This window comes from Moorella sp. E306M (assembly GCF_006538385.1).
Classification (GTDB): domain Bacteria; phylum Bacillota; class DSM-521; order Neomoorellales; family Neomoorellaceae; genus Neomoorella.
On the sequence record NZ_BJKO01000001.1, the window covers coordinates 2,424,347 to 2,443,552 of the forward strand.

The window sequence follows — 19,206 nt, forward strand, 5'->3', positions numbered from 1 at the left end:
CTTTAGCTTTAATAATACTTTTTACGCTCCAGGTAATCGTATACAAGGTTTAACGTCTCGCCGAAGCGCTGGAAGTGGACGACTTCCCTTTCGCGCAAGAACTTGAGAGTGTCGCTAACATCGGGGTCGTCGGAGAGCTGGATCAGGTATTCGTATGTCGAACGAGCCTTTTGTTCGGCAGCCATATTTTCATAGAGGTCGGTGACCGGGTCACCCTTGGACTGGATGTAGGTGGCCGTCCAGGGGGCGCCGGCGGCGTTGACAAAGTAGAGGGCGCGGTCGTGGTCGGCATAGTACCCGTCCAGGCCGGCGCGTTTGATTTCTTCTAGGGGAGCGTCTTTTATCAGGTTATAGACCAGGGTGGCCACGATCTCCATGTGGGCCAGCTCTTCCGTGCCGATGTCTGTAAGAACTGCCTTGGCCTGGGGGAGGGGCATGGTGTAGCGCTGGGTGAGGTAGCGTAGAGAGGCAGCAAGCTCGCCGTCGGGCCCGCCATACTGGGTGATGATTACCTTGGCTAGGCGGGGGTTGGGGCCACCGACGCGCACAGGGTACTCCAGTTTTTTTTCATAAATCCACATTTTGAATCCCTCCGCCTAAAAAGTTGTTTCCCAGGGCCAGGGTTCGTCAATCCAGCGCCAGGCCTGGGGACTGGGCGTACTGCCGTAATTTGTTAAAGGACCGTAAAGGTTTTCGTATTCCTTTTTTGCCGCCAGCAGGGCTTCGCTGGCGGCATTATATTCCGCTAACGCCCGGTAGTCCTCGGGATGGGTGTCCAGGTAAAGGTTAAAGTCTACGCAAGTAAATTCCAGGGCCATAATTTTCTTTAGCAGATTTAAGCGTTGAGGATCCATCATTTCTCCCTCCGCCAGGTTGTTTTAAGGTGTCCGCCGGGGCTGGTAAGGCTGGAAGAGTTCGGGGAAAATCGTCCCCCGGGCCAGGCCTTCCATAGGGTCCCACCTGTTAGTAAAACGCTGCCAGGGTACATAGGCCCGGGCCAGCTGGTAAGAAAAGGATTGTTTTTCTACCTGCTCGTCGCCGGGACGGACAGTAATACTACGCTTTCCTTGCTGGTCGGCAGTCATAATAGACCTCCTCTCCTAAAAATCGCTAATTTATATTATGATGGATAGGGGAGGAAGGGTTACCAGAAGATAAGCTTGATGCCACCTGTATCCAGGTTTAAGCCCGGTACTCCTGCAACAAGGAGAAGGGTGCGGCATTTCCTAAGGAGGCTAAGGGCAATCGCCCTTTGGTGGCCCTCGGTGCCGGCCTGGTGACTGGCATTTCAGCCAATGGTTGACGCCAAGGGGTTTCTCGTATATAATTTAATTAAAATCAAAAGGGAGTAGCTCGTAGGCCTTATGGCCTGTTGACCAGGGCGACAGTACGCATCGGTAAGAGCCGCCCTGGTCCCAGGGGCTTAACTTGGGAGCAAGACCTTTGTTTAGTGCTTTTTTGCACTGAACAAAGGTTTTTTATTTACATTTTTTAACTTGCTAAGGGTTATTGTAGTGATAAAGCTCTACACAAACTGGGAGGAGGATTATGAGTTGCCAGAGAAGAAATGGTATGCCATGGAGATCCATCAGGTCTGCCAGGAACTTAATTCAGACCTGCACCAGGGGCTGAATCAAGAGGAGGCCAACGAACGATTAAAGATCTACGGCCCCAATGTTTTAAAAGAGCCGCCCCCCCGCAGCCTTTTTTCCATGTTTATAGGGCAGCTAAAGGAAATTCTGGTCTTAATCCTGATTGGAGCGGCGATCATCTCGGGTATCCTGGGCGAATGGGAAGATTCTATTGTTATCCTTGTTATCGTAGTGTTGAATGCCGTTCTGGGCGTGTATCAAGAGAATAAAGCTGAACAGGCCCTTAAAGCTTTAAAGGAGATGACCAAACCTGCAGCCAAAGTGATCCGGAACGGAATGGTAACGCAGGTTGACGCAGGCGAACTGGTCCCTGGTGATATAGTATTATTAGATGCAGGAGATTCTGTACCGGCTGATGCCAGGCTGATCGAGGCGGCTTCCCTACGGGCAAACGAAGCCGCCTTAACGGGCGAGTCGGTACCGGTAGAAAAGGACCCTGCCATGATAGCGGCCGGTGAAGTCCCGGTGGGCGATCGGAAAAACATGCTCTTTATGGGTACTATTATTACCAGCGGACGCGGCAAGGCCCTGGTGGTGGAAACAGGGATGAACACCCAACTGGGTCGGATCGCGCAACTGCTTCAGGAAACGCCGCTGGAGCCTACACCGCTGCAGCGGCGGTTGAATGAACTTGGTAAAACTTTGGGAATGGCTGCAGGATTCATCGTGGCCCTGGTGTTTGCCACCGGGTTGTGGCGGGGCGAAGATGTTCTGGAAATGTTTATGACAGCCATCAGCCTGGCAGTAGCAGCAGTTCCGGAAGGCCTGCCCGCCGTAGTGACCATTGTGCTCGCCCTGGGCGTTACCAGGATGAGCCAGCGGCAGGCTGTTATTAGAAAACTGCCGGCGGTAGAGACCCTGGGCACTGCAACTGTTATTTGTTCTGACAAGACAGGTACCCTTACCAAAAATGAAATGACTGTTACCCAGATTTATACTGCCGGCAACTTCCTGCAGGTAACTGGTACTGGTTACCAGCCTGACGGCCGGTTTCTGAACCAGCAGGGAAATGAAATTGCTCCTTTAACTGATCGGAACCTGGAATTAATGCTCCTGGGCGGGTTGTTAAACAGTGACGCCCGGTTAGAGGCAACAGAGAAGGGTTACCGCGTAATCGGCGATCCCACGGAGGGAGCCCTGGTAGTGGTAGCAGCCAAAGCGGGTTTGATAAGGGAGGAGGTGGAGAAGACCTACCCCCGGCTAGCCGAAATCCCTTTTGATTCCGCCCGCAAAATGATGACCACCTTTCACCATATAGATGGCTCAATCCAATCCTTTACCAAGGGAGCCCCCGATGTATTGCTGGCCCGCTCTACCGGAGTAATGACCGGGCAAGGAATTGAACCTCTAACTGGAGAAATGCGTACCCGGCTTTTGCAAATTAACTCTCAGTTGGCGTCCCAGGGGCAACGCGTACTGGCCCTGGCTGTCCGCCGGTGGCCTGAAATTCCGGCTGGCCTCTCACCGGATACCGCCGAGCAGGACCTTACCTTTGTCGGTTTTTATGCCATGCAGGATCCACCGCGTCCCGAGGTCAAGGAAGCGGTGGCTGTCAGCCGCCGGGCAGGCATCCGGACGGTAATGATCACCGGTGACCACCAGGAAACAGCTATGGCCATCGCGAAAGAACTGGGTATCTGGCAGCAGGGTGACGGCGTCCTGACCGGTGCGCAACTGGACCAGATGGACGACCAACAACTGAAAGAGGTGGTAAACCGCGTCACCGTCTACGCCAGGGTATCCCCTGAGGATAAGCTCCGCATCGTAGCAGCCCTAAAGGAACACAAACATGTGGTGGCCATGACCGGCGATGGTGTCAATGACGCCCCGGCCCTCAAACGGGCCGATATCGGGGCTGCTATGGGGATTACCGGTACCGAGGTAGCCAAAGAAGCCTCAGATATGGTATTATTAGACGACAATTTTGCCACCATCGTCAATGCGGTTGAAGAAGGGCGAACCATCTACGACAATATTCGCAAGTCTATCCAGTATCTCCTTTCCTGCAACACCGGTGAGATTGTAGCTATCTTTTCTGCCATTTTACTGGGATTGGGTAGTCCCCTGACTCCCATCCAGATACTATGGTTAAACCTGGTTACTGACGGTCCTCCTGCCCTGGCCCTGGGCCTGGAGCCACCCGAAAAAGGCGTTATGGACCGTCCACCCCGTAAACCCAAGGAAGGAGTGTTTGCCGGGGGCATGGGCATTAACATCGTGTGGCAGGGTACCATGATCGGGCTGCTGGCTCTGTTTTCATACTGGCTGGCCCTTAGCTGGGGACGGACCCTGGAGGAAGCCCATACCATGGCTTTTGTAACCATGGCTCTGTCGCAACTGGTGCACTCCTTCAATGTCCGGAGCATGGATCAATCCCTCCTGTCCATAGGATTGGGAAGTAACCGCAGTTTGGTGTATGCTTTCTTGGCGTCAATATCTCTCCAGGTGGCTGTAGTATTGATTCCTTTTTTGCGAGGTATCTTTGAGACGGCGGTGTTGCGTACCGGCGACTGGGCGGTGGTCCTGAGCCTGAGCCTTGTCCCCATGGTGGCTGTGGAAATAAGTAAACTTTTGGGCAAGCTGAAGGTTGGCAAAAAAGGGTAGACTTTGATGCCGGTTAATGTTGATGCCCTCGGGGCCTGCTCGCCGCTGCCCGGACTACTTTGGCATCCTACGGCATAGGGGAAATACGCCCTTGTCACAACCTTAGCCTCAACGGCAGGAGGACTTTTTGGCCGCTGGAGGGAACACACATGTATCATATACGTGCTGTAACTTTTGACGCCTATGGAACGCTTTTCAATATCGAGGGTCTGCATGCTAAAGCCACAGAACTAATATTACAAGCCAACTCTTTTCCGGCCGACCCTGTAGCTTTTCACCAGGAGTGGGATAAGTTTGCTGATAAACTAATCATGGCGGGGCCTTTCTCTAAGCTCTGGGTGGTTTTTGATCAAGCATTGGATATGACCTTCAGGCAATTCGGCTTTCGTGGGAGGCGAGTTCCCAATGACCTGGAAATATGGTTGCGAATGATAGAAAACTGTCAGGTTTATACCGCTGCTCCTGTAGTAGTTGAGGCTGTGGGCCGTCAATTCAGGACGGCTTTGATTTCCAACACTGACAATCACGAGTTATCTATAGCTTTAATGAGACACGGACTAAAATTCGATGCCATTGTGACTTCAGAAGACGCCAGAGCTTACAAGCCCTCGCCTGTGATTTTCCAGCAGGCGGCTGAGCTTTTAAAGTGTAATCCGGAAGAGATCATTCATGTAGGGGATTCTTTCATTGCCGATGTTGTAGGCGCCAAGGGCTTTGGAGCTACTGCCGTATGGTTGAACCGTAAAAGGGCCAAACTTCAAAATCAGCCTGTACAGCCTGATTATATAGTTGAATGTCTAGAGGAAGTTCTGGACATTATAGGTGACCTGGTAAACTAAAGGACCGTTATATTACCAGCGTTAACTCTGGGTGTAAATTAAAAGCAGGATGAGGTGATATAAATGACCCGTAAAGGGCAGCTTGAAGATGATATCAGTAAAGCATTAATGAAATTTGAAAAGGAATATCTGGGCCGGGGACCCCAGGAAGTTAAAACCTTTATCATTGAAGACCAGATCTTTATCCGTCTCAAGGGAGTTTTAACTCCGGCCGAACAACACCTGGCTCATAGCCATGAAGGTAAAATTTTGATTAAGAAAGTACGTACTCAGTTGTTGGAGGATTCCCGTCCGTTATTAGAAAAAATGATCCAGGAATTCACCGGTCAGAAGGTAATAAGTTTGCATACTGATATTAGCACCGTCACAGGAGAAAGGATTCTGGTTTTTACCCTTGAGGCTAATCTTGAAGCCCTAGTTGATTAAGCTTGCCTTTACCATAACTATAGTATATAATAACACGGGGTAGCGATGGGGGATTCTCCTTTAATCGAGGGAGAAGCCAACATCAAACTTTAAGGTCCGCTGGTCGGCAGCTGGTCTGGTACAGAAGAGCTGGCGAATAGCAGGCCAACAATAGTGTCTTTAAACAGACATTATTGTTGGCCTTTTTATTTACCTTATGGAGGTAAATGAGATGACAGAGTGGGAACAGCATCATGTTATTGTCCTTGGACCTAATATATGCGAAACAGCATCGGACATATTTAAAAGTCCAATTTTCCACCGGATTCTGGCAAGCTTCATTGAAGATTTAGAGCAACACCAGGCACCGGAACTGGAGGCTATAAAACCTTTCCTGAGAACACCTGCTGGTAAGCAAGGTAGCGGTGCTGGTGCCAGCAACCTGTGGGATAAGGAGGCCCTTGCCGATTTACTTTTGCTTCTTACTGAATACCGGCCAGATGAAATTAGCAAACGTTATCCTGCTTTCAATTCTGTTTTGGCTAGAAAGACAATGCTATATGATTTTGCGGAAAAGCTTTACAATTATTGGCGGAAATATGCCCGTTTCCTGATTGTTGATGATGGTTGCCACCAGGCAGGAGAAACTGCCAGTGATCATCATAAGTTTATTGAACTTAATGAGCGCTTTACCAACCTGGTACTGGAAATTTACCGGAAAATCGGGGCCAATTTAATGGAAAAACTCCCCCGGGTATACCGGCAACTACCCTGCGGAGCAGGAGCAGGAATACTGGCTGATAAAATTGCCTGGGATATTCCCGGGGAAGAATACCGACAGTTGCAGGCGATACCTTTTATCCAGCTGGTAGTTATCGAACCGCCGCTGGTATATTACCCCAAACGCAATTACCGCAAGGGTATGTTTATGCCGGTGTCCCATAATCCCCTCAAGCATAGTCAATTGGAAGCCAGGGATTGGCTTTGCTATCCGGCTAAAGTAGGGGATTTGTTAACCTTTATCTATTTTCATAAACGGTATTTACCCCTGGGTCTCAGTCTCGCCAACCTGTTTGAATTAGCTGAGCCAGCTGAAATTCAAGGTCGACGACCAGAAGCCATCCTGATTTTCGGAGTTGAGCCGGAACTGTTGGGTAAGCGCCAGACAGTATACTATGAAGACCGGCAGGCGGGTATAGTATTAGGACTGATCGGGCGAACTGATGATGTTGACTACTTTGGTTATTTTAAAAAGATGGTTTTAACCCTGCATAACCTTATTGCCATTGAGCATGGTTATTTACCTGTTCATGGTGCTATGGCGCGAATTGTTTTACGGACAGGGGCTAGTGCCAACGTGGTCCTGGTCGGTGATAGCGGTGCTGGCAAATCAGAATCCCTGGAAGCCTTTCGCGTTCTGGCCACGGACTATATGCGTCGCTTAACAGTTATTTTTGATGATATGGGATCCTTAAGGATAACCCCTGAAGGAGAGGTGGTGGGCATCGGGACAGAAATTGGCGCCTTTGTCCGCCTGGATGATTTAGCCCCGGGTTTTCCCTATGCGGAGATTGACCGCAGTATCTTCATGAACCCTCATAAAAAAAACGCCCGCCTGGTAATCCCCATTACTAACTACCAGGAAGTTACCAGGGGGTATCCTGTAGATCTATTCCTGTACGCTAATAATTATGAACCGGTAGATAACAAGCATCCCCATATAGAGTTGTTTAATGACGTCGATACAGCCCTGGAGGTCTTTAGCGAGGGTGCCCGGCTTTCCAAGGGTACCACTGATGAAGAAGGTCTGGTGCATACTTATTTTGCCAACCCCTTTGGTGCCCCCCAGAAGCGGGACCAGCATGATGCTCTGGCCAGACAATATTTTAGCCAGATGCTTGCCAGGGGTGTCAAAATAGGGCAGTTACGTACCCAGTTGGGCCTGCACGGATATGAAATAAAAGGCCCGGAAGCAGCTGCTAAAGCTTTATTTGAATTTATAACTTACGGGGGTTGATGTAAATGAATTTTGCTGGCGAGTCAGTATGGGATGAAGTGCGCGGTTTTTTGAGGGATAACAGGACAGAAAAGTTACTCTTTATATTTAAGGAAATCCTGCCTGGGGAATTAAAAGCTATCAGTAGTTTTTTAAGCAATGAAGAACGCCAGGAGTTACTGAAAAATTTGCAGGGTAACCACTATAATCCTGCCGAAGATAATTATTTTCAAGAACGCATGCTGGCGGAGATGGCTGGGGAAGATATAGTAGACTAAATTAATCTCACGCTTCTGGTGAAATGGCCCGGCTATTGACGGGCCGGTTACAGTTCCTTCCCACTCCTTGACCATCAGGCAGGAAAGTACGATAATATAAATTGAGGAGTTAATGAAAAGCGGGCTGGATGAGGCCCGCTTTTATACAGGAATTGGGGGTGGGGAAACTGGATCTCGAAACCCTTGCCAGCGCCTTGACGGGGCTGGGTCAGGTACGCTTGCGTGCTGAAAAATGTATCCGCACCCTGTCGCCCTGGGCGACCTGTCAGAAGTGCCTGGAGGTCTGCCCGGTTGATGGGATTGAGCTGCAAAACGGCCGGCCCGGGTTGAAAGAGTGCCGGCGCTGCGGCCTTTGTGCCGTGGCCTGCCCTACCGGGGCCCTGGAAGATCCAGAGCAAACCCACGCCTTCATTCTCGCCCGGGGTCAGGAGATTATTGCTGCCACCGGGCAAGTAATTTTTTCCTGCACCCGGGGTCGGGAAAAGAGCCTGCCGCAAGGCTTTTTTATGGTTCCCTGCCTGGGGGCAGTGGCTCCGGAAATAATGGTCGCCCTGGCCGCAAGGGGCAAAACAGGGTTTCGCTACCGGCCCGAGGATTGCTCTGCCTGTCCCTGGGGAGAGAAGGGGCAGGAGCTTTTTAAGGCTTCCTTTGCCTGGGCACAAAGGACCCTGGCGGCCCTGGGCCTGCCACACGATCGTCTGGTGCAGGGGACTACCCTTACACCGGCTCCGGCCCCAAAGCATCGAGAAGGCCAGGCATCCCACGCAGCCCCGGCTGCCATGGGCAGGCGCGAATTTTTCCGCTCCTTGGTACGGGGGATCAAAGTGCCGGGAGTTAAAGCAGCGACACCAGCCCCGGGTCCGGGTAAGAAACAGGCAGTTTTTCCCGGGGAGAGGATGTCCATCCTCAGGGAGGCCTTACAGCGAGTACGGTTTGAGACAGGCTACCCGACGAGGGCCCGTTTACCCCTGGCCTCCCTGGAACTGGCCGGTCCCTGCTACCTCTGTAATATCTGCAGCCGCCTCTGTCCCGCCGGTGCTCTGACCCTGGGCGAAGGGGAGTTAAGGTTTATCCCGGCCCGCTGCAACCACTGCGGCCTGTGCCTGGCAGTCTGCCCCCAGCACAGCCTAACCTGGGGGGAGGATATGGCCATAGAAGCTGTGGCCGACGAGGCAACTTTTAATCTGGCTACAGCCCGCGAACACCTTTGTGCGACCTGCGGGGAAACCTTCCAGGCCAGCGCCGGGGCCACTGAGTGCCTGCGCTGTTACCTGACCCGGAACCTGCCCGGGCCAGGGTAGAAAGGATGGGAGATTTTATGGACAAGGAATTATTACTTGAGTGGCTCCAGGGGCGGGAACTGATTTACCTTTTCTTGGCCCGGCTCTACCAGGAAGGGCCAGGAAAGGAACTGTTGTCCGCCCTGGTAGAGGAGCAACTCCTCGCCGAACTACCTGCCAGTATTGATAATCCCATGCTGGCCGCAGGTTGCCGGCAGATGCAGGCCGAGTTAACGGCCCGGGCCGGTGACATGGAAGCCTACCAGCAGGAACTCCAGGAGGATTACAACCGCCTTTTCGTCGGTCCCGGTCACCTGGAGGCGCCGCCCTGGGAGTCAGTATATCGCTCCAAGGAGCATCTCCTCTTCGGCGAGGAAACCCTGGCGGTAAGGGAGTTTTATCGTTCTTTTGGCCTGGAGAGTAAAAAGAAAAACCGGGAGCCGGACGACCACCTGGGCCTGGAAATGGAATTCATGGCCTGGCTCAGCCAGGCAGCGGCCGCAAAAGTCCAGGCCGGTGAAGAGGCAACTGAATTTCTGCAGGGGCAGCGGCGCTTTTTGAAGGAACATTTGGAGCAATGGGTACCGGCCTTATGTAGCGATATCCAAGGGGCTGCCCGGACTGAATTTTTCCGTGGCCTGGCTCTCTTCACCCGGGGCTGGCTGGAAGCCGATGCCGCTGAACTGGAAGCGGTACTGGAGGATTTTTGCGGGGGTGAAAAATCATGACAGTTGCCGACGGCCGGGCCATCATCACAGTTTTAGGCCAGGACAGGGTGGGAATTTTAGCGGGTATAACCGCCGTCCTGGCGGCGGCCAATGTGAATATCCTCGATATCAGCCAGACCATTTTGCAGGAATTTTTTACCATGATCATGGTTGTAGACCTGAAAGATAGTAATCTTGATTTTTTTGACCTGCAAACACAACTCAAAGCCAGGGGCGAGGAACTGGGTGTCCAGGTGACAATGCAGCAGGCGGAAGTCTTCAAATTTATGCACCGCATCTAACCGCAGCCCCCATGAGGTTAAATGATGGTAAGCCCGCAACTAAATGATAAGCCTTCTCCCATTCAAAGATGGAGGAAAACAATGCCGACTCTATTTTCATTTACCCCGGAAGAAATTTTAGAAACCATCCGCATGGTCCAGGTAGAAAACCTGGATATCAGGACCATTACCCTGGGTATCAGCCTGCGTGATTGTGCCACCGGAAGTCTTAAGGAAACCTGCCGCCGCGTATACGATAAAATAACCCGCCTGGCAGATAAACTTGTTGCTGTTGGCGAAGAAGTGGCGACTGCTTATGGCATCCCCATTGTTAATAAGCGTATAGCCGTAACCCCCATAGCCCAGGTGGGTGAACCTTCGGGAGAAAGCGACCTCACCCCTCTGGCTCGGACCCTGGACCGGGCGGCAGAAGCGGTAGGCGTGAACTTCATCGGCGGCTTTACTGCCCTGGTACATAAAGGCTTTACTAAAGGTGACCGGGCCATCTTTAATTCTCTACCGGAAGCCCTGGCCACCACGGAGCGCGTTTGCGCCTCCATCAATGTGGCCACCACCAGGGCCGGGATGAATATGGACGCCATCGCCGAGTTGGGCCAATTGATTAAAGAGACGGCGCAGCTTACGGCTGATAGGGGTGGGATCGGGTGCGCCAAACTGGTAACTTTTTGCAACGCCCCCGAAGACAATCCCTTTATGGCCGGGGCCTTCCACGGCCCTGGTGAGCCAGAGTGCGTATTGAATGTCGGCATCAGCGGTCCGGGGGTTGTCCTGGCGGCAGTACGCCAGCACCCGGAGGCCGACCTGGGTAAGCTCGCAACAATTATTAAAAATACAGCCTTTAAAGTGACCCGCATGGGAGAACTGGTGGGCCGGGAGGTTTCGGCCCGCCTGGGAGTGCCCTTCGGCATTGTCGACCTTTCCCTGGCTCCTACCAATGCCCTGGGGGACAGCGTGGCGGAAATTCTGGAAGCCATCGGACTGGAACGTTGTGGCGCCCACGGCACCACGGCCGCCCTGGCTTTACTCAATGACGCGGTCAAAAAAGGGGGGGCCATGGCTTCTTCCTACGTCGGGGGCTTAAGCGGCGCCTTTATCCCGGTGAGTGAAGATAACGGCATGATCCGGGCGGTGGAGAGCGGCGCTTTAAGCCTTGAAAAACTTGAAGCCATGACCGCCGTTTGCTCGGTGGGATTGGATATGTTCGCCGTCCCGGGTGATACGCCGGCGGAAGTTATTGCTGCCATCATTGCCGATGAAGCGGCAATCGGCATGATTAACAATAAAACCACGGCCGTCCGGGTCATACCTGTACCGGGGAAAAAGCCCGGGGATATGGTAGAATTTGGCGGCCTCCTGGGACGTGCGCCGGTAATGCGCGTCAACAACTTCAGCCCAGCGGCCATGATCCGGCGCGGCGGCCGTATCCCCGCTCCCGTCCAGGCCCTGGGGAATTAGAGGGAGACGGCCGCCCAGGTAAGTTAGAAGGAAAAAATGCTGTTGGGCTCCGGATATACCCGGAGCCCTTTGTTATTCCTCCCGGTAGGCGTAGTCAAGCAAGAACCGGACTATTTCCTGGTGGCTGAAACCCTGGGGAAAATTGCCCCACTGCTCGCCGGTCCGGGGGTCGAAGTGTTCGGCCATCAGGTAAAGGTCAGTAGCATTATCCAGGCAGACCTGTAATAGTTCATGCGCCCGCTCGTAGTTGCCGGCGTGGAGGTAATAGCGCCCCAGCCACAGGGTGGGCAGGTAAAAAGGAATAGCCGCGTGTTCAAAACGGGCGATCCCGCCCCACATATTAAGCCCGCCCCGGCCTGAAGACTCGCCCCTGGCAACAGGCGCAAGCTTTTCCATGGCGGCTACCGTCTTCTGTAAACGGGGGTGGTTGGCTGCCAGTAAACCATAAAATTCCAAGGCCAGCACGGATATATCCAGGGGAGCGTCAGGACCGTAATGCTGCAGGTAGGCTTGGCGCTCTGCCGACCAGCCGTGGATAAGGAGCTGGCGGCGGACGCGACTTGCCGCCCGGTGCCACCGGCCGGCCCACTGCAACCGCCCCATTTCGATAGATAAATGGGAGGCGGCTGTTAAACCAGCATAGCAAAGGATTTTACCATATAGCCAGTGATCTTTGCGTTCGCGGATTTCCCAGATGCCGTTTTCCGGCTGGTCCCAGTAATTTTCCAGCCAGATGGCCGCCCGGCGGATGGCATCCCAGCGGGAGCGGATATATTCCCGGTCCCGGGTGGCCAGGAAGTGGTTCCACAGGCCGTCCAGGACGTTACCGGCATTATCCAGCTGGATCTGGTGCATGGCAGCGTTGCCGAAGCGAATGGGTTTTTCTCCATTGGGGCCGGCTAGGTCTTCGGCGATGTATTCGGTACCACCCCTTCCTTCCACAGGTACCAGGGGCATATACCAGCCTCCGTCGGGCTGTTGTAAAGAAAGGGCGAATTCATAGAAACTGCGTGCTTCCTCATGATAGCCGGCGGCATCAAAGGCCAGGGCGGTGAAATACCCGTCCCGCAGCCAGCAGTAGCGGTAGTCCCAGTTGTCGTTGCCGCCGGGTACGGCGGGAAAAGAAGTGGTCGGCGCCGCAATAATGGCGCCGGTACGCTCGTAGGTTAGGAGTTTTAAAACCATCAAGCTGCGGTAGTATGCTTCCATAACTTCCGGGTTAGTAGTATGGGGCCGCCGGGCTTTCCTCAGCCACTGGCGCCACCAGGTGAGATTTTCTTCCAGGGAGCTGTAGAAGCCCGCCGTCCAGTGCTGGCGGGCCAGGGTTAAACTGGAGCCGTAAGCCAGAACCAGCCAGAAACGATGCTTTTCACCCGGTTTTAAAGTCAGGGTGGAAGTAGGTCCCGGTGAACCGGCCATGCCAATGCAGGCTGCGCCTTCGGGACCGGAGATAAATTGAAAAGATCCCTGGAACCGGACTTTAAAAGTATGGACACTGGTAACAATGGGCCGGGCCACCCAATCTACCCTGGGCTTTAAAGTTACTGTGCCGGTATTTTCTAGAATAATTAGGCGACTCAAATGGTGGTAGCCCCATGGCATAAAGTCCAGAACAGTAACCTGCAGGCCATGGCCTTTACCAATAGTTTCCAGAACATTGCTTTCCGGTAGGTAGCGCTGGCTTACAGGCGTTATTTTGGGTTCAATGTTTAGGCGCAGGCTACCGCCACTTTCCGGGCACAGGGCGGCAGCGAAAAGGGGAAAACTGTCAAAACGTGGCACGCACAGCCAGGCAATGGAAAAGTCAGGAGCAATAAGGGCGGCTGTTTCACCATTGCCGATAAACCCGTAATATGGCCGATGTTTCAAAAGATGTCTCAACTCCCTCGCCAATCTTAGTAAAAATTTTATGTAAGTATTTGAGTAAAGTCAACTACTGGCATAATTAGCCAGCGGTTGACTTTTTACGTATAAACAGTGCTCCCAGCGGTTGATAATATAGCCGAGCGATAAAAATCCGAGGTGAGGGTAATGGCTGACAGTACCAAACAGCCGGGGCCGCCCAAGAAGCCCCTGACCCTGGCGGAACAGGTAAAGCAGCAAAAACAGACCTACGACCAGCAGGCCTACCAGCGCCTGGCCGACAGCGTTAAACCCAGGCCCAGGGTTCTTGTTAACGCCCTCAATGCCTTCTGGGTCGGGGGGATCATCTCGGCCCTGGCCCAGATCATTACCCTTATTTTTGCTTCTGCCGGTTTAAACCCCAGGGATGCTGCTTCGGCAACAGTAATAGTTATGGTTTTCCTGGGGGCCTTCCTGACCGGCCTGGGGGTATACGATGAAATTGGCAAAGTCGCCGGTGCCGGTTCTATTATCCCCATTACCGGGTTTGCCAACTCCATCGTGGCACCGGCCATGGAGTATAAACGGGAGGGTTTCGTCTTTGGCGTGGCGGCGAGGATGTTTAACATTGCCGGGCCGGTACTTGTATACGGTTTTATAGTTTCCGTCTTAATAGGCCTTATTGCTTATTTCCTGAAGTAGGAGTGACGACCCTTGAGCGCACCCAAAAGAGTAGGGCAACATACCATCCAGTTTGCCAACCCGCCGGTCATTGTTGCTACGGCAACAGTTGTTGGTCCCAAGGAAGGGGAGGGACCCCTGGGCAACACCTTTGACATGGTTATTGACGACAGCTACTTTGGTGAGGAAACGTGGGAAAAGGCCGAGCGCAAAATGCTGGAAGAAGCCGTCAAAATGGTAATCGCCAAGGCTCAGCTTAAACCCCAGGATATCGATTTCCTCCTGGCCGGAGATCTGTTAAACCAGACCATTTCCGCCAACTATGCCGCCCGGAGCCTGGGGATACCCTTCCTGGGCCTGTACGGGGCCTGCTCCACAATGTATGAGGGGATGGCCCTGGCAGCCATGCTCATTGACGGCGGTTTTGCCCACCACGTAGTGGCGGCCTGCAGCAGCCACTATGATACGGCGGAACGCCAGTACCGCTTTCCTACCGAGCAGGGCGTGCAGCGACCGCCGACGGCCCAGTGGACGGTAACCGGGGCCGGAGCCGTTTTAATGGCGCCGGCGGGCAACGGGCCCCGCGTCACCCATGCCACCATCGGCCGGGTACTGGATGTGGGGATCAAGGACCCCAATGATATGGGTTCAGCCATGGCTCCGGCGGCCGTCGATACCATTGTCCGCCACTTCCAGGATACCGGCCGTGGCCCTGTTGATTATGACCTGATTATTACCGGTGACCTGGGCCGGGTCGGGCATGATATTGCTACAAAACTCCTGGGCGAGCAAAAGTACGATGTCTCCAAGAACTACAGCGACTGCGGCATCCTAATTTATGATCACGAACGCCAGGATACCCATGCCGGCGGCAGCGGCTGTGCCTGCTCGGCGGTGGTTTTTGCCGGCCATTTAATGGGTAAACTAAATGAAGGCCGCTATAAGCGCATCCTGGGGGTCGGTACCGGGGCTCTGTTGAGCACAACGGCAACCCAGCAGGGGGAATCCATCCCCGGCATCGGCCACGGCGTGGTGATAGAAAAATTATAGGCAGAAAATGAGTAAAAAAGCCGGAGGGATTTGGGCAAGATTATGCTAAAGCCTACAGGAGGTATAACTAGTTGAGTATCGTGATGGCCTTTCTTATTGGCGGCCTCATCTGCCTGGTGGGGCAGCTCATTATGGATCTGACGCCATACAAGGTAACACCGGCCCATATCCTGGTAGGTTTTGTTACGGGTGGGGCTATTTTAAGCGCCCTGGGCCTCTATGGCCCCCTGGTGAAAATAGGTGGGGCGGGAGCTACTATCCCCATCAGCGGTTTTGGCCATAACCTGGCCCAGGGTACCCTCGAAGCCGTCCAGGCTAAAGGGCTCCTGGGCGCCTTCAGCGGTGGTATCACCGCCGGGGCTGCAGGTATTGCGGCAGCAGTAATTTTTGGTTTTACGATGGCCGTTTTATTTAATCCCCGGGGCTAGAAGGGGTGAAAACAAAAACAAATGACCATCTCAGGGGATATTGTCAAAGTTGATAAAAAAGCTGATGTCAACGTCGACTGGATTAGCAAGGAGTTGGGTGTCGGCGAAAGCTTTGACGTCGTCAGGCGCAATATTACCTTTGCCGGCCGCAAGGCGACACTGTTTTACATTGACGGTCTGGTCAAAGATGATATTATGACCTATCTCCTCATCTCTTTCTCCCGCCTGGAGCGGGAGGACCTGGCCCCCGATGCTTTTTTAAAGCTTTATAAGCAGTATCTAAGCTACATTGAAGTCGAAGCCCTGGATGACCTGCATAAAGCTGTCGATAAAATTCTCTGCGGCGGCGTTGTAATGATTGTTGACGGCTTTGATAAGGTTATCTTGATAGATGTGCGGAAGTATCCCGCCCGCAATCCAGAGGAATCAGACCTGGAACGGGTAGTCCGCGGTTCCCGCGACAATTTTGTTGAAACCCTTTTATTTAATACCAACCTTTTGCGCCGCCGCATCCGTGACCCCAAACTGCGAACCGAAATCCTGCAAGTGGGCAGCCGTTCAAAAACTGACGTGGCCATAGTTTATATCAAGGATATCGCCAACCCGCGCCTGGTGGATACCATTAAAGAAAGAATTAAAGCAATTAAAATGGATGGATTGCCCATGGCGGAAAAATCCCTGGAGGAGTTTATTGGCCCGGGAAGTTTCTGGAATCCCTTCCCGCGGGTACGCTATACCGAACGGCCGGATGTAGCCGCCGCCCATCTCCTGGAGGGGCACGTCCTGGTGATGGTGGATACTTCTCCCAGCGTCATGATCCTCCCGGCAACCCTTTTCCACCATCTCCAGCACGCCGAAGAATTTCGCCAGGCCCCTCTGATTGGTACTTTTTTACGCACGGTGCGCTTCTTAGGCGTTGCTATATCCGTATTTTTACCACCACTGTGGCTTCTCGTTGTCTTAAAGCCGGAACTGCTACCTCCTGGCCTGTCATGGATCGGGCCTAAAAAATTAGGGGCTATCCCCCTGGTATGGCAATTTATCCTTGCCGAACTGGGCATTGACCTTATGCGCATGGCGGCCATTCATACCCCTACAGCCCTGGCCACGGCTTTAGGATTAATAGCCGCTGTGTTGATAGGCGATATTGCCGTGGCGGTAGGTTTTTTTAACCCGGAAGTAATTCTTTATATGGCCATTGCCGCCGTCGGTATCTTTTCGACGCCAAGCTACGAACTGGGTATGGCCAATACCCTGGTACGGATTGCCTTGTTAGCCGGCGTAGGGCTGTTCCGCCTGCCCGGTTTTGTGGCCGTGACCCTTGGGGCCTTTTTATTGCTGCTTACTACCAAATCATTCGGCCTGCCCTATCTCTGGCCCCTGATACCCTTTAACGGCAGTGCATTAAAAGATATTTTTGTGCGGCCACCGGTTCCCTTACAAAAATTACGTCCTCGTGCTCTCCACCCCCTTGACATAGACCGGCAACCCTACCCGGAACCGGCCCGCAAGCCCTTAGAGCGGGAAAAACGCATCTGGTCGCAATTTATGAAAGACGAGGATGATAACCGTGAAAAATAAAAAGTGGCGTTTGGGGGTGCCGCGCGCCCTCTTTTATTATTACTACGGCCCCTGGTGGGAAACCTTTTTTGAGGCCCTGGGAGCCGAAGTGATAGTTTCGCCACCAACTTGCAGGGAAATTATGGACCTGGGGGTAAGCCTGGCAGTAGCCGAAGCCTGCCTGCCGGTAAAGGTCTATTACGGTCACGCTGCCTGGCTGGCCTCTCGGGTAGATGCCCTTTTTGTACCCCGGCTGGTCAGCGTGGAAAAAAAGAGCTTTATCTGCCCCAAACTCATGGGCCTGCCTGACATGCTGCGGGCGGCCTTAAAGCCCTGCCCGCCCATTATCGATACTACGGTCAATCTTGCCCGCCGGCCTGAGGAAGGCCTGGCTGCGGCTGTGCAGGGAATGGCCAGGTCACTGGGGGTGAAGGGATATCGCGTCGATCTGGCAACAGCGGCAGCGGAGGCCCGTTACCACGCCTGGCTGGCCGGGCAGCAGGGAGATAGTATGGCTGCAGCTGACTGCAGAGAGGAAGAGCCGGCTTCAGGAGTTTACCGTTCTGGTTCCAGCCAGGGCAAAGAGAGCCGCGACGCTTTGCAGATAGGGGTTATTGGCCACGGTTACCTTCTCTATGACCAATACCTTGGCATGGATATCCCCGGAAAGGTGAAAAAGTTAGGAGGAAAGGTGATTTTACCCGAAAATTTAACCACTCTCCAGGTAGAAACAGCCTGCCGGCAACTACCGAAACGCCTCTACTGGACCCTGGGGCGGAAAATCATGGGGGCGGCCCTGTACCTGATGGAACAGGAAAACGTTGCCGGCCTGATTCACCTGACGGCATTTGGCTGCGGTCCCGATTCCCTGGTGGGCGACCTGGCCGAACGCTATGCTCGCCGCCGGGGCAAGCCCTTTTTGTTGTTGACCTTAGACGAGCATACCGGTGAGGCCGGCCTCAATACAAGGCTGGAGGCTTTCATGGATATGCTCTGCCGGAGGCGAACCGCATGAAGGTAACTTTTCCCCATATGGGCCACCTTTGGCTGGTCTTGAAGGCAGCCCTGGAAGGCATCGGCCTGGAGGTGGTGGTCCCACCGCCCTGCACCCGCCGCACCATGGAACTGGGCGTGCGTCATGCGCCGGAATCGGCCTGCCTGCCCTTAAAGGTCAACCTAGGTAATTTCCTGGAGGCAAAAGAACTGGGTGCCGATACCATCGTCATGGCCGGCGGGGTGGGGCCCTGCCGCATCGGGTATTACGCCCAGGTGCAGCGGGAGATCCTCCGGGACATCGGCTGCGACTATGAGATGGTGATCTTTGAACCACCGGATGTTCATTTTTCTGAAGTCTGGGATAAAGTTAAATACTTGAACCGCAGGCCCTGGCAGGAAGGGGTACGTGGGGTAATCCTGGCCTGGCAAAAGGCCTGCGCTGTCGATTCCCTGGAACAGGAATTGCAACGACTGCGGCCCAGGGAAGCAAAGCCCGGTCAGGCCGATGCCGTCTTCCAGCGCGCTTTGCGGGAGCTAGACGCGGCCGGCAGCAGCGGGGAGATTAAAAGGATCGTTAAAAAAGTAAAAAGCGAAATGGCGAAAATACCCCGGCATACCAACGGCCCGGTGCTGCGGGTGGGTATTGTTGGCGAAATCTATACCGTCCTCGAACCCCTGGTTAACCTGAATATCGAAAGGCGCCTGGGGGCTCTGGGGGTAGAAGTGGTCCGGGGGCTTTTCCTCAGCCGCTGGATTAATGATAACCTGTTTAAAGGTCTCTTGCCCCTGCCCGGCCACAACCCGGAAAAAACAGCCCCGCCCTTTCTCAACCACTTTGTCGGTGGTCATGGCTGGGAGTCGGTAGGGGATACAGTTACCTTTGCCCGGCAGGGTTGCAACGGCATCATTCAGCTGGCACCCCTTACCTGCATGCCGGAAATAGTCGCCCACTCCGTGATGCCGTCTGTCCAGGAGGCTAATGGCATACCCGTGATGACTATTTACCTGGATGAACAGACGGGCGAAGCCGGCCTGCAGACTCGCCTGGAAGCCTTCGTAGATATGCTCCGCTGGCAGAAGGGCGCTCCACAAGGGCACAGGTAGCGAGGGAGACAATGCCAGCCTGCGATA

The 19,206-nt window shown here is 53.6% G+C and carries 19 protein-coding genes; 15 read left to right on the top strand and 4 right to left on the bottom strand.

The window, feature by feature from the left end:
• Positions 1–8 precede the first annotated feature (8 nt).
• Genes FLZ89_RS12510 through FLZ89_RS12520 form a run of 3 tightly spaced genes read right to left on the bottom strand, consistent with a single transcriptional unit; the run spans position 9 to position 1,085 of the window.
• Positions 9–581: a manganese catalase family protein gene (locus tag FLZ89_RS12510; protein WP_141264847.1), complete on the bottom strand. Its 573-nt coding sequence runs from the start codon at positions 579–581 to the stop codon at positions 9–11.
• A 15-nt stretch (positions 582–596) separates the two neighbouring features.
• Positions 597–854 carry a spore coat protein CotJB gene (locus FLZ89_RS12515; protein WP_141265246.1) on the bottom strand — a complete coding sequence of 86 codons (258 nt, stop codon included), beginning with the start codon at positions 852–854 and terminating at the stop codon, positions 597–599.
• A 24-nt stretch (positions 855–878) separates the two neighbouring features.
• Positions 879–1,085 carry a spore coat associated protein CotJA gene (locus FLZ89_RS12520; protein WP_141264846.1) on the bottom strand — a complete coding sequence of 69 codons (207 nt, stop codon included), beginning with the start codon at positions 1,083–1,085 and terminating at the stop codon, positions 879–881.
• Between the two features lie 492 nt (positions 1,086–1,577).
• Between FLZ89_RS12520 and FLZ89_RS12525 the strand changes: the two genes are divergently transcribed.
• The 9 genes from FLZ89_RS12525 to FLZ89_RS12565 all read left to right on the top strand — a co-directional run bounded on the left by FLZ89_RS12525 (position 1,578) and on the right by FLZ89_RS12565 (position 11,518).
• Complete coding sequence (locus FLZ89_RS12525) at positions 1,578–4,256, top strand: calcium-translocating P-type ATPase, SERCA-type (protein ID WP_141265245.1); 2,679 nt, start codon at positions 1,578–1,580, stop codon at positions 4,254–4,256.
• Between the two features lie 149 nt (positions 4,257–4,405).
• Positions 4,406–5,095, top strand: a complete 690-nt coding sequence (locus tag FLZ89_RS12530; RefSeq protein WP_141264845.1) for an HAD family hydrolase — start codon at positions 4,406–4,408, stop codon at positions 5,093–5,095.
• Positions 5,096–5,158: 63 nt separating this feature from the next.
• On the top strand, positions 5,159–5,521 hold the full coding sequence (locus tag FLZ89_RS12535) for a DUF2294 domain-containing protein (RefSeq protein ID WP_054937201.1): 363 nt from the start codon (positions 5,159–5,161) through the stop codon (positions 5,519–5,521).
• Between the two features lie 211 nt (positions 5,522–5,732).
• Entirely contained in the window at positions 5,733–7,517 is a 1,785-nt protein-coding gene (locus tag FLZ89_RS12540; protein ID WP_141264844.1) for a phosphoenolpyruvate carboxykinase, read from the top strand.
• A 5-nt stretch (positions 7,518–7,522) separates the two neighbouring features.
• The gene (locus tag FLZ89_RS12545) at positions 7,523–7,774 is read left to right on the top strand and encodes a hypothetical protein (RefSeq protein ID WP_141264843.1); all 252 of its coding nucleotides are present in this window, start codon (positions 7,523–7,525) and stop codon (positions 7,772–7,774) included.
• A 158-nt stretch (positions 7,775–7,932) separates the two neighbouring features.
• Complete coding sequence (locus FLZ89_RS12550) at positions 7,933–9,075, top strand: DUF362 domain-containing protein (protein WP_141305082.1); 1,143 nt, start codon at positions 7,933–7,935, stop codon at positions 9,073–9,075.
• On the top strand, positions 9,030–9,782 hold the full coding sequence (locus FLZ89_RS12555) for a TorD/DmsD family molecular chaperone (protein WP_253256484.1): 753 nt from the start codon (positions 9,030–9,032) through the stop codon (positions 9,780–9,782). Before FLZ89_RS12550 ends, FLZ89_RS12555 begins: the two co-directional genes overlap by 46 nt.
• Complete coding sequence (locus FLZ89_RS12560) at positions 9,779–10,063, top strand: ACT domain-containing protein (RefSeq protein WP_141264842.1); 285 nt, start codon at positions 9,779–9,781, stop codon at positions 10,061–10,063. Before FLZ89_RS12555 ends, FLZ89_RS12560 begins: the two co-directional genes overlap by 4 nt.
• Before the next feature lie 81 nt (positions 10,064–10,144).
• The gene (locus FLZ89_RS12565; protein ID WP_141264841.1) at positions 10,145–11,518 is read left to right on the top strand and encodes a PFL family protein; all 1,374 of its coding nucleotides are present in this window, start codon (positions 10,145–10,147) and stop codon (positions 11,516–11,518) included.
• A gap of 72 nt (positions 11,519–11,590) precedes the next feature.
• On the opposite strand, the gene FLZ89_RS12570 is transcribed toward FLZ89_RS12565, so the two are convergent.
• Positions 11,591–13,387 carry a glycoside hydrolase family 15 protein gene (locus FLZ89_RS12570; RefSeq protein ID WP_172613606.1) on the bottom strand — a complete coding sequence of 599 codons (1,797 nt, stop codon included), beginning with the start codon at positions 13,385–13,387 and terminating at the stop codon, positions 11,591–11,593.
• 162 nt (positions 13,388–13,549) lie between these two features.
• Between FLZ89_RS12570 and spoVAC the strand changes: the two genes are divergently transcribed.
• The 6 genes from spoVAC to FLZ89_RS12600 all read left to right on the top strand — a co-directional run bounded on the left by spoVAC (position 13,550) and on the right by FLZ89_RS12600 (position 19,179).
• Positions 13,550–14,062: a stage V sporulation protein AC gene (gene spoVAC, locus FLZ89_RS12575; RefSeq protein ID WP_141264839.1), complete on the top strand. Its 513-nt coding sequence runs from the start codon at positions 13,550–13,552 to the stop codon at positions 14,060–14,062.
• A 12-nt stretch (positions 14,063–14,074) separates the two neighbouring features.
• On the top strand, positions 14,075–15,091 hold the full coding sequence (spoVAD, locus tag FLZ89_RS12580) for a stage V sporulation protein AD (protein ID WP_141264838.1): 1,017 nt from the start codon (positions 14,075–14,077) through the stop codon (positions 15,089–15,091).
• An 83-nt stretch (positions 15,092–15,174) separates the two neighbouring features.
• Positions 15,175–15,519, top strand: coding sequence for a stage V sporulation protein AE (gene spoVAE, locus FLZ89_RS12585; protein ID WP_062282404.1), 345 nt, complete (start codon positions 15,175–15,177; stop codon positions 15,517–15,519).
• A 21-nt stretch (positions 15,520–15,540) separates the two neighbouring features.
• The gene (locus FLZ89_RS12590; protein ID WP_141305084.1) at positions 15,541–17,100 is read left to right on the top strand and encodes a spore germination protein; all 1,560 of its coding nucleotides are present in this window, start codon (positions 15,541–15,543) and stop codon (positions 17,098–17,100) included.
• Positions 17,090–18,094 carry an acyl-CoA dehydratase activase-related protein gene (locus tag FLZ89_RS12595; RefSeq protein WP_172613607.1) on the top strand — a complete coding sequence of 335 codons (1,005 nt, stop codon included), beginning with the start codon at positions 17,090–17,092 and terminating at the stop codon, positions 18,092–18,094. Before FLZ89_RS12590 ends, FLZ89_RS12595 begins: the two co-directional genes overlap by 11 nt.
• A complete protein-coding gene (locus FLZ89_RS12600) occupies positions 18,091–19,179 on the top strand; it encodes an acyl-CoA dehydratase activase-related protein (protein ID WP_141305085.1) in 1,089 nt (362 codons plus the stop codon). Before FLZ89_RS12595 ends, FLZ89_RS12600 begins: the two co-directional genes overlap by 4 nt.
• Positions 19,180–19,206: the final 27 nt, after the last annotated feature.

What these genes read in the sequence shown, in the direction of transcription:
- FLZ89_RS12510 (WP_141264847.1), bottom strand. Translation starts at nt 581, where the DNA reads ATGTGGATTTATGAAAAAAAACTGGAGTACCCTGTGCGCGTCGGTGGC.
- FLZ89_RS12515 (WP_141265246.1), bottom strand. Translation starts at nt 854, where the DNA reads ATGGATCCTCAACGCTTAAATCTGCTAAAGAAAATTATGGCCCTGGAA.
- FLZ89_RS12520 (WP_141264846.1), bottom strand. Translation starts at nt 1,085, where the DNA reads ATGACTGCCGACCAGCAAGGAAAGCGTAGTATTACTGTCCGTCCCGGC.
- FLZ89_RS12525 (WP_141265245.1), top strand. Translation starts at nt 1,578, where the DNA reads ATGGAGATCCATCAGGTCTGCCAGGAACTTAATTCAGACCTGCACCAG.
- FLZ89_RS12530 (WP_141264845.1), top strand. Translation starts at nt 4,406, where the DNA reads ATGTATCATATACGTGCTGTAACTTTTGACGCCTATGGAACGCTTTTC.
- FLZ89_RS12535 (WP_054937201.1), top strand. Translation starts at nt 5,159, where the DNA reads ATGACCCGTAAAGGGCAGCTTGAAGATGATATCAGTAAAGCATTAATG.
- FLZ89_RS12540 (WP_141264844.1), top strand. Translation starts at nt 5,733, where the DNA reads ATGACAGAGTGGGAACAGCATCATGTTATTGTCCTTGGACCTAATATA.
- FLZ89_RS12545 (WP_141264843.1), top strand. Translation starts at nt 7,523, where the DNA reads ATGAATTTTGCTGGCGAGTCAGTATGGGATGAAGTGCGCGGTTTTTTG.
- FLZ89_RS12560 (WP_141264842.1), top strand. Translation starts at nt 9,779, where the DNA reads ATGACAGTTGCCGACGGCCGGGCCATCATCACAGTTTTAGGCCAGGAC.
- FLZ89_RS12565 (WP_141264841.1), top strand. Translation starts at nt 10,145, where the DNA reads ATGCCGACTCTATTTTCATTTACCCCGGAAGAAATTTTAGAAACCATC.
- spoVAC (WP_141264839.1), top strand. Translation starts at nt 13,550, where the DNA reads ATGGCTGACAGTACCAAACAGCCGGGGCCGCCCAAGAAGCCCCTGACC.
- spoVAE (WP_062282404.1), top strand. Translation starts at nt 15,175, where the DNA reads ATGGCCTTTCTTATTGGCGGCCTCATCTGCCTGGTGGGGCAGCTCATT.
- FLZ89_RS12590 (WP_141305084.1), top strand. Translation starts at nt 15,541, where the DNA reads ATGACCATCTCAGGGGATATTGTCAAAGTTGATAAAAAAGCTGATGTC.
- FLZ89_RS12600 (WP_141305085.1), top strand. Translation starts at nt 18,091, where the DNA reads ATGAAGGTAACTTTTCCCCATATGGGCCACCTTTGGCTGGTCTTGAAG.